Here is a 15447-nt window from a genome sequence, read left to right on the forward strand (position 1 = left end):
AAGTTCCGTGACCAGCGAACCCTACGACGTGGTCGGGATCGGCTTCGGCCCATCGAACCTGAGCCTCGCGATCGCGCTCGAGGAGACGGGCGGGCTCAGCGCCGCCTTCTTCGAGAAGCAGGACTCGCTTCGCTGGCACAGCGGCATGCTCGTGCCGGGCGCCAAGATGCAGGTGTCCTTCCTCAAGGACCTCGCGACGCCGCGCAACCCCGTGTCGTCCTACAGCTTCGTGTCCTACCTGCACGACCGAGGAAGGTTCGCGAGGTTCGTCAACAACAGCGACTTCTTCCCCACCCGGCGGGAGTTCCAGGACTACCTCCGCTGGGCGGAGGCGCGGCTGTCCCCGCCGGTGCACTACCGGGCGGAGGTCGTGTCAGTGCGCCGGGCGGAAGGAGTGCTGCGGGTGCACGTGCGTGACACGGAGTCCGGGGCGACGCGCACGGTGGACACGCGCAACATCGTCATCTCCACAGGGCTGGTGCCGAGGATGCCGGTCGGGCTCGAGGCGGGTGAGTCGGTCTGGCACAGCTCGCAGTTCCTGCACCGGTTCCACGCTCTCGGTGACCGCGACGTGCGCAGGGTCGCGGTGGTCGGAGCGGGGCAGAGCGCGGCCGAGCTCGTCCGGTACCTGCACGAGAACCTCCCGTCGGCGCAGGTGTTCGCGGTGCTGCCGAGCTACGGCTACGCGATCGCGGACAGCACGCCGTTCGCCAACGAGGTGTTCGACGCCGACGCCGTCGACGTCTTCTACGACGCGTCCGACAAGGCGAAGGCGGCGATCTGGCGCTACCACCGCAACACCAACTACTCGGTGGTCGACGACGAGGTGATCCGCGACCTCTACCAGCGCGCCTACGACGACGAGGTGCGCGGCGAGCCGCGGCTGCGGTTCCTGCCGCTGACCAGGGTCGTCGGCGCGAAGCAGGACCGCGACGGGATCACCCTGCTGACCCATTCGACAGTCGATGACCAGGCTCGGGACCTCCCGCTCGACCTGGTGGTCTGCGCGACCGGGTACGACCCGATGGACCCCGGCGAGCTGCTCGCCGGCCTCGGCTGCTCCGTCGCCTACGACGAGCTCGGGCGCCACCTGGTCGGCCGCGACCACCGCCTGGTCACCGAGCCGGACCAGGACTGCGGCATCTACCTGCAGGGCGGCACCGAGCACACGCACGGCCTCACCTCGTCCCTGTTGTCCAACATCGCCGTGCGCGGCGGCGAGATCACGCAGTCGATCCTGCGTCGCCGCGCGGAGCAGAGGAATGGAGCACCCGCATGAGCACCAACCCGTTCGACGACGAGAACGGTGAGTTCTTCGTACTGGTCAACGACGAGGAACAGCACTCGCTGTGGCCGACGTTCGCACCCGTTCCCGACGGGTGGCGCGCTGTCTTCGGCGCGAGCACGCGCCAGGAGTGCGTCGACTACGTCGAAGAGCACTGGACGGACATGCGCCCGAAGAGCCTGCGCGACGCCATGGAGCGCGACGAGCAGGCCGCCAGGGCCGCGGGCTGAGCGGGGGACAGGGGATGACGACACTCGCCCAGAAGTGGGGAATCCACCCCGAGCACGGCTGGTTGCACGGCGCCCGGCCGGACGAGCCGGTCGTGCGCGACCAGGACTCCGGGGTGTGGAACGTGTACGGGTACCGGGAGGCGGTCGCCGTGCTCGGCGATCCGGCCACGTTCTCCTCCAGGACGGCGCACCTGTTCGCGGAGGACGGCGGCGACGTCATCGCGGAGGGAGACCTGCTGCAGACCGACCCGCCGCGGCACCGCCAGCAGCGCGATCTCGTCCGGTACGCCTTCACCCCGCGCCTGCTCGCCGGGATGGAACCGCGCATCAGCGAGCTGGTGGACGAGCTGCTCGGCGCGATCGCCGACCCCACCGGGTTCGACCTGGTGGACGCGTTCTGCTCGCCCCTGCCGATCCTGGTCGTCGGCGAGATGCTCGGATTGCCGCGCGCCGACGTGCCGAAGCTGGAGCGGTGGATGCGGGAGATGGCGGCCAGCTTCGGCGACCTGTCACCCGCCGCGGACCAGGCCGAGCAGGAACGGGTCTTCGCGGCCACCGCCGTGCTGATGGAACAGGTCGTGGAGTACCTGCGGGAGCACGTCCGCGCGCGGGCGGGCGCGGGCGGCGACGGGCTGCTCGACCGGCTGGTGACCGCCGAGATCGACGGTGAGCGGCTCAGCGAGGACTACGTGGTGGCCTTCGCGAAGACGATGCTGGCGGCGGGGCACACGACCACCTCGATGCTGATCGCCAACACCGTGCTGTGCCTCGACGCGGATCCCGGGCTGGACCGCCGCGTGCGCGCCGACCGGTCGCTGGTTCCGGGACTGCTGGAGGAGTCCATGCGGTTCCTCAGCCCGATCGCCGCCACCTACCGGGCGACGACCCGCCCCACCGCACTCGGAGGCCAGGAGCTCGACGCGGGCAGCATCGTGATGGTGTGGCTGGCCGCGGCCAACCGCGACCCGGCGCAGTTCCCCGATCCCGACGTGTTCGACCCGAGCCGCACGCCCAGTTCGCAGATCGGGTACGGCCACGGCATCCACTTCTGCATCGGGGCGCAACTCGCGCGGATGGAGGCGCGGATCGCGCTCAACGCCCTGTTCGACCGGTTCCCCGGCTTGAGGGTGGCCGACGGTGCCGTCCCGAAGGTCCACCCGGCGTTCGACACGACAGGTCTCGCATCACTGCCCGTCGTGGCGCAGGTGTGACGCCATCGATGCGCCATCCCGTTCCCGGTTCGGAAGAAGGCTGTCGTGGCAGTTGATCCAGTGACTTTTTCGCTGGTGGAAGCCTGGTGGTCTGGAATTTTGGCGAGGGTGGCAACCAGTTGGGTCAGGAGTGAGTCGGTAGTCGGGTGATCACCCCGGGTTGGCATGGCGCCATAGGTGTGCCAGAATGGCGCCATGGACCTGGAACACTACGCCGACCAGCTGCGGCAGCAGTTCCTGCTCGCCGCTGAGGCGCACGGCGACGAGGCGCTCGGGGTCGCCGAGCGCCTCGTCGCGCTGCTCGACTCCGCGGTCCAGGTGGCGATGCTCGGCCTGCTGTCGGAGGCCGCCGACGAGCTCACCCGCGACCTGGCTCCGGACACGGTGGAGCTGCGCCTGCGCGGCATGGCGCCGTCGTTCGCGGTGACCAGGACGGAGAGCGGCCGCGAGCAGGGAGGCGGGCCGGTATTCGGCGTGCCGGACGGCGGGCTCCCCGCGGAGGCGGTGGCCGAGGACAGCACCCCGGCGCGCATCAACTTCCGCCCGCCGGAGCACCTCAAGGTCCGCGTCGAGGAGGCCGCGCAACGCGAGGGGCTGTCCGTCAACGCCTGGCTGGTCCGCGTGACGGCCGCCGCGCTGTCGGAGCAGTCCGGCCAGTCCGAGCGCGGCGCGGTGATGAGCAACCGCCTGCGGGGATGGGTCCGCTGAACCGCCGTGCCGATCCGCGAACCCGATGCCATCCCGGAGCCCCGATGACCGCCTTCCCGACGCCAGAACCGATCTTCCTGTCGATCCAGCTCCCCGCGGGCGAGGTGCACGTCGTCGCCGGCCCGGTCGTCGAGACCACCGTCGTCGTCGAGCCCGTGGACGCCGGCAACGCCGCAGACGTCGCCGCCGTCGAGCGCACCAAGGTCGAGCACACGCCGGGCAAGGTGGTGGTGCGCGCTCCCGGATCGGCCAAGGGCAGGCGAGGCCGGACGGACGGTGCCGTCGCGGTGCGGGTGACACTGCCGGAGGACTCGCACGTGCGTGCGGGTTCGGCGTGGGCGAACTTCCGCGCCGAGGGCCGGCTCGGAGTGTGCCGCCTGGACACCGTCACCAGCGCCATCCAGCTCGACCGCACCGGGATGCTCCAGGTGCTCGCCGTGCGGGCCGAGCTCACCGTCGGCAGGGTCATCGGCCAGGTGAAGGTCGCGACCCGCTCGGGATCGCTGTGGTTCGACGAGATCGACGGTTCCGCGGTGATCAAGAACGACAACGGCGAGTGCACCATCGGGACGGTCACCGGTCCGCTGCGACTGGTCGGCGCCAACGGGGAGTTCACGGTGGACTCCGCGGGCGCCGAGGTGCGCAGCAAGACCGCGTACGGAGCCGTGCGCATCGGCGAGCTGCTGGGCGGCACGGCCATGCTCGCGTCCGCCTCCGGCGAGGTGGAGATCGGCATCCCCGAGGGCACCGCCGCGCGCCTGGACGTCAGCACCGTGCGCGGAATCATCTACAACGGGCTCACCGAGGTCGACCGGCCCAGCGGCGGGGACCGCACGGTCGACGTGCACGCCCACACCTTCGACGGCGACATCATCATCCGGCGTACGAGACCGCGATGAGTCGTCCACGCCGGGAAAAGACGACACGAACACAAGAGAGGGGGACCGCGATGACGAGGAACGACGAGCTGGCGCTGGACGTCGAGGGCCTGCGGATGCGGTACGGCAGCACCGATGTCCTGCACGACGTCACGCTGCAGGTACGACGCGGTGAGGTGGTGTGCCTGCTCGGTCCGAACGGAGCGGGCAAGACGACGACGATCGAGATCCTCGAGGGTTTCCGGATGCGGTCGGCGGGCAGGGTCTCCGTGCTGGGCGTCGATCCGGCGAGCGGCGACGAGGCCTGGCGGGCGCGGGTGGGAGTCGTCCTGCAGTCCTGGCGCGACCACGCGCGCTGGCGGATCAGGGAGTTGCTCCAGCACCAGGGTTCTTACTACGCGCCGTACTCCGACAGCGAGGTGCAGCGGCCGTGGGACGCCGACGAGCTGATCGCCGCCGTCGGACTCACCGAGCACGCGCACAAGAAGCTGCGCATGCTCTCCGGTGGTCAGCGTCGCCGGGTGGACGTCGCGATCGGCATGGTCGGCAAGCCGGAGCTGATCTTCCTGGACGAGCCGACGGCGGGCCTCGACCCCGAGGCGCGCCGGGAGTTCCACTCGCTGGTCGCCGAGGTCTCCGGGCAGGGCCACACCACGATCGTGCTCACCACGCACGACCTGGCGGAGGCGGAGAAGCTGGCCACCCGCATCATGATCCTCGACGGTGGGCGCATCGTCGCCGACGGCACCGCGGCGGAGCTGCGCGACAGCATCGCGGGCGAGGACCAGGTCAGCTGGACACTCGACGGTGAACGCCACACCGAGTCCACGACGGACGCGACCAAGTTCATCTTCGACCTGTTCAAGGAACACGGGGACGCGGTCGCCGATCTGGACATCAAGAAGGCGTCCCTGGAGGACACCTACCTGACCATCGTCAGCCGCGCGGAGGAGCGCGCGCAGACGGACACCATCGGGGGAGCGGCATGACGAGCACGAGGTCGACGGCGGTCCGCGCGGGTTTCACCCGCGGCTGGATCGAGTTCCGCCAGTCCTTCACCAACGGTGCAGACCTGTGGTCGCACTTCTTCTGGCCGCTCCTGATGCTGGTCGTCGTCTACTTCGTCAAGGACGTGTCCTTCGGCGACAGCGGGTTCTTCCTCGGGACACTGGCACTGCCGAGCATCCTGGGCATGAACGCGGCCTTCGGCATGATCTCGATGAGCCAGCAGCTCACCGTCGATCGCGAGGACGGCACCCTGCTGCGCGCCAAGGCCACGCCGAACGGCATGACCGGCTACCTCATCGGCAAGATCGTGTCCGTGTCCGGCAGCCTCGTCGTCGACCTCGCGATCTTCCTGATCCCCGGCATGTTCCTGGTGCCCGGCCTGATGGTGAACGACTCGGGGGCGTGGCTCACGCTGATCTGGGTGCTGCTGCTCGGGATGGTCGCCACCCTGCCCATCGGCGCGGTGCTGGGCTCGGCGTTCTCGAGCGCCCGCGCGCAGCAGCTGCTGATGCTGCCGATCATCGCCCTGATCGGCATCTCGGGCATCTTCTACCCGCTGGCGGCGTTCCCCGCTTGGCTGCAGTGGATCGCGCAGGTCTTCCCGGTCTACTGGATGGGTCTGGGCATGCGGTCGGCGCTGCTGCCGCAGGGCGCGGAGTCGGTCGAGATCGGTGAGTCGTGGCGCCACCTGGAAACGGTGGCCGTGCTGGGTGTCTGGGCCGTCATCGGGTTGATCCTCGCGCCGATCCTGTTGCGCCGCATGGCTCGCCGGGAGTCGGGTTCGAGCATCGCCGAACGCCGCGAGAAGGCGTTGCAACGCGTGGGCTGACGCCCTCCTGGGAGCGCCGGGCCCCGCGAACCCCCCGCGCCGGCCCGGCGCGCAACGTGCAAGTGGCCGCGAGTCCTCCGACTCGCGGCCACCGGCACATCTGGAAAGCGGTTACCGGCTGTGCAGCCGGCGCAGGTAGTCGTACGTGGTGGGCAGCGTCTCCAGCAGCCTGGCCTGGTCCTGCTTCACCTCGGCGAAGAGCTTCTCCGCCGACTCCACCGAGTCCGAGCGGAACGACAGCACCGGTGTCGGCCGGTCCGGCAGCAGCCCCAGCCCGGCGAAGATGCAGTAGTAGTTGGCGTTGCTCCAGAAGTTGCGGAACTCGGCCTCGAAGTTGCCGTAGTAGTTGCTCTCGTCGGTCACCGGCGTGTCCACCGTCAGGCCCGCCTTGTACATCGCGACCTTCTCGGCGAAGCGGTCCGAGAACCTCAGTTCCTTGCACGCACGCCAGAACTCCGTGTCGGTGCGGGGAGCGAAGGTGAAGTGCGCCTGCAGGAAGTCGCGGGTGTCGTCGAACATCGTCTCGACCTCGGCGTTGAAGCGATCGCGGAGGACGGGTTCGAAGCGCTTGTCCGGGAAGTGCTTCACCAGCTGGTAGAGCGTGGCGTAGATGAAGTAGATCCCGGTGGACTCCAGGGGTTCCACGAAGCACGACGACAGTCCGACACCGACGACGTTGCGCACCCACGCCTGGCGGTTGCGGCCCACGCGGAACTTCACGTGGTTGAGCGGCTGTCCCTCGGGGTCGAGTCCCCACATGCCGCACAGCTCCGCGGTCGCCTCGTCCTCGGAGGTGAACCGGCTCGAGTAGACGTACCCGGTGCCGAACCGGCCCAGCAGAGGGATCTTCCAGGTCCAGCCGGACGACATGGCGATCGCCGACGTGTAGGGCTCGATGCCCTGCGAGTCGTCGTGGGGCACCGCGGTGGCGACGGCCCTGTCGTTGAGGAGGTGGTCGCTCATGTCGAGGAAGGGTTCCTCCATGGCGCCGTTCATCAACAGGCTGCGGAAGCCGGAGCAGTCGATGAACAGGTCCGCCTCGAAACGCCTGCCACTCTCGGTGTTGATCGCCGTCAGGTAGCCGCGCGAGTCGAACTCCGGTCCGATGTAGACGTCCTCCACGTGCACGGCAGACTGCCGCTGCGTGGCGAACCGGCGCAGGAAGTCCGCGACCAGGTTCGCGTCGAAGTGCCAGGCGTAGCTCGCGTACGGCGTGCCGTCGGGCAGCATCGGGGCGAGTTTCGCGTCCAGCAGCGGAGGCTGGCGGTAGCAGGCGTGGTCGAACGGTACGTCCGTCGAGCCTGAAAGTCTTTGCTGCACCCAGTAGTGCGACAGCGGCAGGTTGTCGTGGTCCGGCAGCAGGCCGAAGAGGTGGTCGAACTGGTCGGGCCTGCCTTCCGGCAGCGTGCGCGCCGCGGACTGGCCCGTTCCCGGCGTGCGCCAGTTGAGGAACCGCACCCCCATCTTGAAACTGGCATTGCACTCGGGCATCCACTCCTCCTCCTTGAGCCCGAGGAAGTCGAAGAACGTCTTCTGCAGGTTGGGAATCGTTGCCTCGCCCACGCCGATTCTCGGGATGGACGGCGCCTCCACGACGGTGATCTCGACGGCGGACCCGAGCGCGCGGCCCAGGTACGAGGCGGTCATCCAGCCCGCGGTACCTCCGCCGAGGACAAGAACTTTTCTGATCTGGTTGTCGTCCATGAAGAACGGCTCCTCCGATGCCACCGAGTGTTCAAGGGCCGCTCGCGAGCGTATCGGCCGGATCTACATTTTTCCCATGAGCAAAGGAGATCCGGTGATCCATTGATCGTTCATAGAGGCTCGATAGCCGCGGGTGCGAAGGTGGGCGGCAGACACACCATCTTGCTCCGGAGGCGACGTGAACGCAGGTGCTGACGTGACCAGAACCATCCCGGACCGGGTCGTCGTCGTCGGTGGTGGCACCGCCGGCTGGATGACGGCCTCCTATCTGAAGGCCGCTTTCGGTCACCGCGTCTCGGTGACGGTCGTCGAGTCGAGCCGGATCGGCACGATCGGCGTCGGCGAGGCGACGTTCAGCGACATCCGGCACTTCTTCGAGTTCCTCGACCTCAAGGAAGAGGACTGGATGCCCGCGTGCAACGCCACGTACAAGCTCGCGGTGCGGTTCCAGGACTGGCGCAGGCCGGGGCACCACTTCTACCACCCCTTCGAGAAGCTGCCGTCGGTCGGCGGGTTCCCGCTCACCGACTGGTGGCTGCGCAACGGCCCGACCGAGCGGTTCGACGCGGACTGCTTCGTGCTGGCGTCACTGTGCGACGCCGAGCGCAGCCCGCGCCGGCTCGACGGTTCGCTGCTCGACCGCGGCGCGATCGACGGTGGCTCCACGCCGATGGGGCTCACCATGTCCGAGCACCAGGGCGCCACGCAGTTCCCGTACGCCTACCACTTCGAGGCCGCGCTGCTGGCGAAGTACCTGTGCCAGTACGCCGTCGACCGCGGGGTGCGGCACGTCGTCGACGACGTCGAGGACGTGCTGCTCGACCAGCGCGGCTGGATCACCTCGGTGCGCGGCAAGGAGAGCGGTGAGATCCACGGCGACCTGTTCGTCGACTGCACGGGGTTCAAGGGTCTGCTCCTGAACAAGGCGCTCGAGGTGCCGTTCGTGTCCTACCAGGAGAGCCTCCCCAACGACAGCGCCGTCGCGCTGCAGGTGCCGCTGGACATGCGCGAGCGCGGAATCCCGCCCTACACACAGGCGACGGCACAGGAAGCCGGGTGGATCTGGACCATCCCGCTGTTCGGCCGGATCGGCACGGGGTACGTCTACGCCAGCGACTACTGCGCACCGGACGAGGCCGAGCGCGTGCTGCGCGAGTTCGCCGGTCCTGCGGCCGCGGACGCCGAAGCCAACCACATCCGCATGCGGATCGGCCGCAGCGCCGAGTCGTGGGTGCGCAACTGCGTCGCGATCGGACTGTCCAGCGGGTTCGTCGAGCCGCTCGAGTCGACCGGGATCTTCTTCATCCACCACGCCATCGAGCAGCTGGTGAAGCACTTCCCGGACGCGGGCTGGTCGGAGCACAACCGGGGCATGTACAACTCGGCGGTCGGCAACGTCATGGACGGCGTGCGCGAGTTCCTCACCCTGCACTACCTGGCGGCGGAGCGGTCGGACACCCAGTACTGGCGCGACGCCGCGCACCGCCCGATGCCGGACGGGATGGCGGAGCGGCTCGAGCGGTGGAAGGTGCAGCTGCCCGACACCGAGAACATCTTCCCGTACTACCACGGACTTCCGCCGTACTCCTACATGTGCATCCTGCTGGGCATGGGCGGCATCGCCACGTCCTACCCGCCCGCGGTGGGCCTGTCCGACGACACCGCCGCGCAGAAGGAGTTCGCCGCCATCCGCGGCCGGGCCGGGCATCTGATCGAGTCGTTGCCGAACCAGTACGACTACTTCGCGCAGATGCGCAAGGGTTCCCTGCGGTGAGCGAGTCGCTGCTGCCCGCGGTGACGCCGGACGACGATGTCGCGGAGGAGTTCCGGACGATGATGCGCGGCTTCCCCACCGGGGTCGCCGTGGTGACGGCGCTCGACACGACCGGCAGGCCGTGGGGGATGACCTGTTCGTCGATCTGCAGCGTCACCCTCGACCCGCCGACGTTGCTGCTGTGCGTGCGTTCGGGCAGCCCGACGCTGGCCGCGATGCGCGGGCGGGGTGCGTTCACGGTCAACCTGCTGCACGAGGGGGCCAGGGACACCGCGGCCCTGTTCGCTTCCGGCGACCCGGACCGGTTCGACCGGGTGGAATGGGGTTTCGGCGGTGGCGGCCCGCACCTGAAGGCGGACGCGCACGCGGTGGCCGACTGCGTGATCGCCCGTCCTCCGGTGGAGGCGGGCGATCACGTGGTGGTGTTCGGCGCGGTGGAGCGGGTCGCGCTGGTCACCGGCGATCCGCCGCTGCTGTACGGGCACCGGCAGTACCGAGCCTGGTCCGCGGCCTCCTGATCGGGCCGGCGGTGGTCAGACTCCTGCGAGCAGGGCCGGGTCTGCGGTGAGGATCGCGTGGTGCACCTCGCGCAGCAGCAGACCCGGCTCGACGCCGAGCTCCTCGCTCAGGATGCGCCGGCCTCGCTCGTAGTGGCTGAGCGCCTCCGCCTGCCTGCCCGAGCGGTAGAGCGTGGTCATGAGCTGGGCCCGGAACCGTTCGCGCAACGGGTGCCGTGCCACCAGCCTGGTGAGCTGCGGCAGCACGTGGCCGTGCCGGTCCAGCGCCAGCTCGGCGTCGATGAGGTGTTCCAGCGCGGAGATCCGCGCCTCCTCCAGCCGTGGCCCCTCCGCACTGCTGAGGTGCTCGGACACGTTGGCCAGCGCCGGCCCCCGCCACAGCGCCAGTGCGAGCTGCAGCAGGGTGCGGGCGTCCTGCGCTCGGCCTTCGCCGAGCGCGGCGGCACCGCTCACGGAGAGGTGCTCGAACTCGGCGAGGTCGAAGCGCGCCCCGTTGAGGCGGGTCAGGTAGCCGGGGGCGCACCGCGTGATGCTCACCGCGGGCCCGAGCGCCTTGCGCAGCCGTGACACGTAGTTGTAGATCTGCGCGTTCAGCGTGGCCGGCGGGTTCGCCCCCCACAGGTACGCGCTCAGCTCCGCGTCCGACACGAAGCCGTGCTCCGCGGTCAGCAGCGCGGCGAGCACGGTTCGGTGCTTGGCGCCGTCGAGCGTGACGCCCACCCCGTCGTCAAGCACCTCGACCGGTCCGAGGATCCGCAAGTACATCGTTCACCCCCATGTGGCGGCGGCCCGCCACCAGGACGGGCCGCCCCTCGTTCAGTCGTCCGGCGCGCACTCGATGAGCTGGTAGTCGGGCAGCCCCTCGGTGGACGCGGCGTTCGTCGTCGACATCACCGCGAAGCCCGCCGCGCGCAGCAGAGCGCGGTACTCCTCCGCGGTGCGTTCCCTGCCGCCGGCGTAGACGAGGTTGTTGAGGTCGGTCATGCCGTACGCGGGCGAGTCCTCCGCGCTGAGCACGACGGGCATCACCGTCTCGACCACGATCAGCCGCGCTTCCCGCCCCATCGCCGCGCGGCAGTTGCGCAGCAGGGCGACGGCGTGGTCGTCGTCCATGTCGCGCAGGACGTGGTTGAGCACGTACGCGTCCGCGCCGGTCTCGACGGCGACGGCGGCGTCGCCCCCCGCGATCTCGCACCGGTCCGCGACGCCTGCTTCACGCAGGGTCTCGGCTGTCTGCTCGTGCGCCTGGGGGAGGTCGTAGACGATTCCGCGGGTCTCCGGTGCCGAGGCGAGGATCGCGGCGAGGAACGTGCCGCAGTCGCCACCGAGGTCGGCCACCACTCCGAACGCGCTGAAGTCGTACACCTTCACCGCGCTCGCGGTGAACTCCAGGCTGGCGCGCGCCTTCGCGGTGCGGTAGAGCCGGGACAGCTCGGCGTGGCGTGCCGTGGTCTCGAACGCGGTGTACCCGGTGTCGCGGTCGCGCACCGGCTTCCCGGTCCGCACGGCCGTGGCCAGCTCGCCCCAGGCGTGCCACAGCGCGGGCATGGTGCAGAGCAGGATCGTGTCGCGGATGGAGTCCGGCACGTCCGCGCGCAGCTGCGCACCGGTCTCGGTGAGCGCGAACGTGTCCGCGTCGGCCTGTGCCACCACGCCGAGCCCGACGAGGGCGCGCAGCAGCCGCAGCACCGCCGCGGTGTCGGCACCGGCTCGTGCGGCGACCTCCGCCGCGCTCAACGGTCCTTCCGCGAGCACGTCGGCGATGCCGAGCTCGGCCGTGGCGTAGAGGATCTGCGCGGGCAGGTAGGCCGTTGCCTGCTGCAGCAGCGACTGGTCCATCGCGCCCCCTACCTGGTCCGCAGCGGCAGCGACTTGATGCCGATCATGTCCGAGGTGGGCACGAACGTCGGCGGGTCGTCCGGGTCTGTCTCCAGCACCGGGAACTGGTCGAGCAGGGCGTTGAGCGCCACCTCGCCCTCCAGGCGGGTGAGGCCGGCGCCGACGCAGAAGTGGATGCCCCTGCCGAAGCCGAAGTGCGGGTTGGGGTCGCGGTCCGGCAGGTACGCGGCGGGGTCGGGGAACCGGCGCGGGTCGCGGTTGCCGGCACCGAGCCAGAGCAGCAGCAGCTGGTCCGCGGGGATGGTCGTGCCGCCGATCCGCACCTCTTCCTTGGTGGCGCGGGTGAGCACGGTCGATGGCGGCAGGACGCGCAGCGCCTCCTCGATCGCGCCGGGCACGAGCGAGCGGTCCGCGCGCACCCGCTTGGCCTGGTCCGGGTTGGCGTCGAGGCACAACAGGGTGTTGCCCAGCAGCATCGTCGTGGTGATGTGCCCCGTGACCAGGATGATGTTGGCGACGTTCACCGCCTCGGTCTTCGTCAGCCGTTCCCCGTCCGCCTCCGCACAGGCGAGGTGGGTGAGCAGGTCGTCCCTCGGGTTGGCCCTGCGGTCGTCGAGGTGCTCGGCGAGGTAGTCGAACAGCGGGCGCACCACGTCGGCCGCGTTGTCGAGGTTCTGCCTGCCCTCCTCACTGCCGTCGAGGAAGGAGAACCCGCTGAAGCTCTCGATGATGTTCTCCGCCCAGCCCTTGAACAGGTCGCGGTCCTGCGCCGGCACGCCGAGCAGCTCGGCGATGACGATCACCGGCAACGTGTAGGCGAGGTCGGCGACCAGCTCGATGCGGTCGCGGCCCTCGATCTCCCGCATCAGCTCCGCGGTGATCTCGTGGACCCTGGGCTCGAGCTTCGCCACGGCACGCGGGGTGAACGCCTTGCTGACCAGCTGGCGGAACTTGCGGTGCTGGGGCGGGTCCATCTGGGTCATGTCGCCCGCGACCAGGTCCGGGTCCACCTCGACCGGCAGCAACCGCGTGGTCTCCGAGGAGAACCGTTCGTGGTCGCCCAGCATCTCGAAGATCTCCGGGTGCCCGTAGACGTTCCAGACCTTCTGCTCCTCGTCGTACACGATCGGGGTCTGCGGGCGCTCGCCACGCAGCCAGCGGTGCTCGGGATGGATGTTCCAGCGTTCGACGACCGTCGTCATCGGAGGTCCTCCTGGGGCCGGTGGTAGGTCGCTGTCACGAGGTGACGACGGGCAGGTTGCTCAGACCGCCGGCATCGGCGATCTGGTAGAAGCGCGGCTTGTTCTCCGGGTCCACCCGCAGGGTGGGGAAGCGGTCGAGCAGCACGTCCACCGCGATGCGCGACTCGAGCCTGCCCAGCGCGCGTCCAGGGCAGATGTGCAGGCCGCGGCCGAAGCCGAGGTGCGGGTTCGGGGAGCGGTCGGGGAGGAACTCGTCGGGCCGCTCGAACTTCCGCGGGTCCCTGTTCGCCGCGCCCGTCCACGCCATCAGGACCGAGTCCCTGGGAATCAGCGTCCCGCCGACTTCCACGTCCTCGTTGGTGCAGCGCATGATCCCGGAGATCGGGGCCATGAACCGCAGCGTCTCCTCCAGCAGTCCCGGGATCAGCGAGCGGTCCTCGCGCACCCGCTTGGCCTGCTCCGGGAACGTGTCCAGGCACAGCACGGTGTTGGCGAGCAGGATCGACGTGGAGTGGTGGCCCGCGATGAACAACCGGTTGGCGATGTTGAAGATCTCGGTGTCGGACAACCGCTGCCCGTCGATCTCGGCCGTCGTCAGGTTCGTCAGCAGGTCCTCGCGTGGCTGCCTGCGTCGTTCGGCCACGAGCCCGGACCAGTAGTCGCGCATCTCGCGCAGCAGGTCCAGCGCCGCTTCCAGCTCACCCTGCTGGCGCGCCAGCTCCTCCCCGGTGGGCTCCTCGTACGGGTCGAAGTCGCCGGCGCCGTCGAGCAGGCGGTGCATCCACTCGTGGATGAACTCGTGGTCGGCCTCCGGCACGCCGAGCAGCTCGGAGATCACGACCACCGGCAGCGGCAGGGTGAACTCCTCGACCAGGTCGAAGCGGTCCCGGTCGCCGATCTTGTCCAGCAGGCCGTTGATCAGTTCGCGCACGTGCGACTCGCGCTGCACGATGGTGCGCGCGCTGAACGCCCTGTCCACGAGACCGCGCACCTTGCGGTGCTCCGGCGGGTCCATCTGGGCGAAGTCGCCGGCGCAGATCTCCGGGTCGATCTTGATCGGGTCCAGCCTGCCGACGTCGTTGGAGAACACCGACGGGTTCGTGAGGATTTGCACGGTCTCCGGATATCCGTAAATGTTCCAGATCTTCAACCGGTCGTCGTGGACCACGAATTCGTCCGGCTGCCGCCCGTGCAGCCAGAAATGCTCCGGATAGATTTCCCAATCCTCGACGGTGGTCACTGGGCGGTCCTCTCTGACGCACAACCGCGCGCCACTGCCGATGTGAGCCGGCGGGCGCATGATTTCTGGAGCTTCACGGCAGGCAGGGCGCGGTGTCAACGGATGTCGAGCCCGGTGGGAAACCGTCCTGCCGACAGGACATCAGTGCTCGGCGACGGGCAACCGGTCCATCATCTCCGCGATCAGGCAATGGTGTGTCCGCTCGCTGCCCGCGAAGTGGTCGCGCACGCGCAGCCGCACCTCCGGCGGCTGTTCCTGGCTCAGCTTGAACATCGCGTCCACGCCGGTCACCGCGAGCCGGAAGGCCCCCACCCCGGGCAGCAGCTGGTCGAAGTAGTCCAAAGAGGACTCCATCGACCAGCCCGTGCCGTGGTCCGCCTCGAAGGCGCGCACGGTGGCCGTGACGGTGGCGAGTGTCTGCTCCGCGTCGAGCACCCTGCGCAGCGTGCCGCGGACGTGCACGGCGGTGAAGTCCCACGTGGGGGCGGCGGGAGTGCGTTCGTAGACCGTCGGCGAGACGTAGGAGCCGGGGCCGGTGAACACGGCGGTGACCTCGGTGCCGTCGCCCAGGGCGGCCCAGTGCGGGTTCGCCCGGTTGAGGTGTCCCCACAGCACCGCGCCGTGCAGGTCGTCCGGGTGCGGGTCGGGGTGGCCGGGGTCGAGGATGATCGGCGCGTGCGTGACGTACGGGCTCGATCCCGCAGGCCCGTTGCTCACGAGCTGGGCCAGCGGATGCCCGCGGACGAGGTCGGTGATCCAGTGTCCGTGCGGTTCGCGGTACTGCGCCGGGACGAACATGTGCAAACCCCTCTCGCTCTGGCGGAGCCGGTGACGCGCCGCGCCGGCGGCATGCTGATCGCTGTCCTGTCGACCGGACGAGAACGCGCGCCGGTTCGCGGTGCAAATGCGGTGAATGCGCCTTGACGGGTTAGCAGGCGGATCTGAAGCATCGCACAGGAATGCCGACCGCGGACCCGTGCGGTGCTTCGGTCCGAACCCACGACGCGCAGGCGGTGAAGCG

The 15447-nt window shown here is 69.5% G+C and carries 15 protein-coding genes; 9 read left to right on the forward strand and 6 right to left on the reverse strand.

Going from position 1 to position 15447, the window contains the following annotated elements:
- Positions 1 to 7 precede the first annotated feature (7 nt).
- The 7 genes from DFR72_RS24480 (at position 8) to DFR72_RS24510 (ending at position 6149) form a co-directional block, all read left to right on the forward strand.
- On the forward strand, positions 8 to 1279 hold the full coding sequence (locus DFR72_RS24480) for a lysine N(6)-hydroxylase/L-ornithine N(5)-oxygenase family protein (RefSeq protein ID WP_090066819.1): 1272 nt from the start codon (positions 8 to 10) through the stop codon (positions 1277 to 1279).
- Positions 1276 to 1515 (forward strand): MbtH family protein, encoded by a 240-nt coding sequence (locus DFR72_RS24485; RefSeq protein ID WP_090066820.1) that lies wholly within the window; start codon positions 1276 to 1278, stop codon positions 1513 to 1515. The genes DFR72_RS24480 and DFR72_RS24485 overlap by 4 nt, the downstream gene beginning before the upstream one ends.
- A 14-nt stretch (positions 1516 to 1529) precedes the next feature.
- Positions 1530 to 2726, forward strand: coding sequence for a cytochrome P450 (locus DFR72_RS24490; RefSeq protein ID WP_090066821.1), 1197 nt, complete (start codon positions 1530 to 1532; stop codon positions 2724 to 2726).
- Between the two features lie 195 nt (positions 2727 to 2921).
- On the forward strand, positions 2922 to 3434 hold the full coding sequence (locus DFR72_RS24495) for a hypothetical protein (RefSeq protein WP_090066822.1): 513 nt from the start codon (positions 2922 to 2924) through the stop codon (positions 3432 to 3434).
- A 44-nt stretch (positions 3435 to 3478) separates the two neighbouring features.
- Positions 3479 to 4333, forward strand: a complete 855-nt coding sequence (locus DFR72_RS24500) for a DUF4097 family beta strand repeat-containing protein (protein WP_090066823.1) — start codon at positions 3479 to 3481, stop codon at positions 4331 to 4333.
- Positions 4334 to 4383: 50 nt separating this feature from the next.
- Entirely contained in the window at positions 4384 to 5301 is a 918-nt protein-coding gene (locus tag DFR72_RS24505; protein ID WP_090066824.1) for an ABC transporter ATP-binding protein, read from the forward strand.
- Positions 5298 to 6149 carry an ABC transporter permease gene (locus tag DFR72_RS24510; protein ID WP_090066825.1) on the forward strand — a complete coding sequence of 284 codons (852 nt, stop codon included), beginning with the start codon at positions 5298 to 5300 and terminating at the stop codon, positions 6147 to 6149. Before DFR72_RS24505 ends, DFR72_RS24510 begins: the two co-directional genes overlap by 4 nt.
- A gap of 111 nt (positions 6150 to 6260) precedes the next feature.
- Here DFR72_RS24510 and DFR72_RS24515 read toward each other — a convergent pair whose 3' ends face one another.
- Positions 6261 to 7853, reverse strand: a complete 1593-nt coding sequence (locus DFR72_RS24515; RefSeq protein ID WP_090067080.1) for a tryptophan halogenase family protein — start codon at positions 7851 to 7853, stop codon at positions 6261 to 6263.
- A gap of 196 nt (positions 7854 to 8049) precedes the next feature.
- On the opposite strand from DFR72_RS24515, the gene DFR72_RS24520 reads away from it, so the two are divergent.
- Both DFR72_RS24520 and DFR72_RS24525 read left to right on the forward strand, forming a co-directional pair.
- Complete coding sequence (locus tag DFR72_RS24520) at positions 8050 to 9627, forward strand: tryptophan halogenase family protein (protein WP_245983449.1); 1578 nt, start codon at positions 8050 to 8052, stop codon at positions 9625 to 9627.
- On the forward strand, positions 9624 to 10145 hold the full coding sequence (locus tag DFR72_RS24525) for a flavin reductase family protein (RefSeq protein ID WP_245983451.1): 522 nt from the start codon (positions 9624 to 9626) through the stop codon (positions 10143 to 10145). The genes DFR72_RS24520 and DFR72_RS24525 overlap by 4 nt, the downstream gene beginning before the upstream one ends.
- Positions 10146 to 10160: 15 nt before the next feature.
- Here DFR72_RS24525 and DFR72_RS24530 read toward each other — a convergent pair whose 3' ends face one another.
- From DFR72_RS24530 to DFR72_RS24550, 5 genes are all read right to left on the reverse strand, one after another.
- Positions 10161 to 10910, reverse strand: a complete 750-nt coding sequence (locus tag DFR72_RS24530) for an AfsR/SARP family transcriptional regulator (protein WP_090066826.1) — start codon at positions 10908 to 10910, stop codon at positions 10161 to 10163.
- 51 nt (positions 10911 to 10961) lie between these two features.
- Entirely contained in the window at positions 10962 to 11984 is a 1023-nt protein-coding gene (locus tag DFR72_RS24535) for a methyltransferase (protein ID WP_090066827.1), read from the reverse strand.
- An 8-nt stretch (positions 11985 to 11992) separates the two neighbouring features.
- Positions 11993 to 13186, reverse strand: coding sequence for a cytochrome P450 (locus DFR72_RS24540; protein WP_090066828.1), 1194 nt, complete (start codon positions 13184 to 13186; stop codon positions 11993 to 11995).
- 34 nt (positions 13187 to 13220) lie between these two features.
- Positions 13221 to 14426, reverse strand: coding sequence for a cytochrome P450 (locus DFR72_RS24545; RefSeq protein ID WP_211335517.1), 1206 nt, complete (start codon positions 14424 to 14426; stop codon positions 13221 to 13223).
- 141 nt (positions 14427 to 14567) lie between these two features.
- Positions 14568 to 15224, reverse strand: a complete 657-nt coding sequence (locus DFR72_RS24550; protein WP_090066830.1) for an FMN-binding negative transcriptional regulator — start codon at positions 15222 to 15224, stop codon at positions 14568 to 14570.
- Positions 15225 to 15447 lie beyond the last annotated feature (223 nt).

The sequence above is a fragment of the Lentzea flaviverrucosa genome (genome assembly GCF_003350445.1).
Lineage (GTDB): Bacteria > Actinomycetota > Actinomycetes > Mycobacteriales > Pseudonocardiaceae > Lentzea > Lentzea californiensis.

Bases quoted from the DNA above. Each gene is read 5' to 3' on its own strand.
- DFR72_RS24490 (WP_090066821.1), top strand. From the start codon at position 1,530: ATGACGACACTCGCCCAGAAGTGGGGAATCCACCCCGAGCACGGCTGG.
- DFR72_RS24510 (WP_090066825.1), top strand. From the start codon at position 5,298: ATGACGAGCACGAGGTCGACGGCGGTCCGCGCGGGTTTCACCCGCGGC.
- DFR72_RS24505 (WP_090066824.1), top strand. From the start codon at position 4,384: ATGACGAGGAACGACGAGCTGGCGCTGGACGTCGAGGGCCTGCGGATG.
- DFR72_RS24500 (WP_090066823.1), top strand. From the start codon at position 3,479: ATGACCGCCTTCCCGACGCCAGAACCGATCTTCCTGTCGATCCAGCTC.
- DFR72_RS24485 (WP_090066820.1), top strand. From the start codon at position 1,276: ATGAGCACCAACCCGTTCGACGACGAGAACGGTGAGTTCTTCGTACTG.
- DFR72_RS24530 (WP_090066826.1), bottom strand. From the start codon at position 10,910: ATGTACTTGCGGATCCTCGGACCGGTCGAGGTGCTTGACGACGGGGTG.
- DFR72_RS24495 (WP_090066822.1), top strand. From the start codon at position 2,922: ATGGACCTGGAACACTACGCCGACCAGCTGCGGCAGCAGTTCCTGCTC.
- DFR72_RS24550 (WP_090066830.1), bottom strand. From the start codon at position 15,224: ATGTTCGTCCCGGCGCAGTACCGCGAACCGCACGGACACTGGATCACC.
- DFR72_RS24515 (WP_090067080.1), bottom strand. From the start codon at position 7,853: ATGGACGACAACCAGATCAGAAAAGTTCTTGTCCTCGGCGGAGGTACC.
- DFR72_RS24535 (WP_090066827.1), bottom strand. From the start codon at position 11,984: ATGGACCAGTCGCTGCTGCAGCAGGCAACGGCCTACCTGCCCGCGCAG.
- DFR72_RS24540 (WP_090066828.1), bottom strand. From the start codon at position 13,186: ATGACGACGGTCGTCGAACGCTGGAACATCCATCCCGAGCACCGCTGG.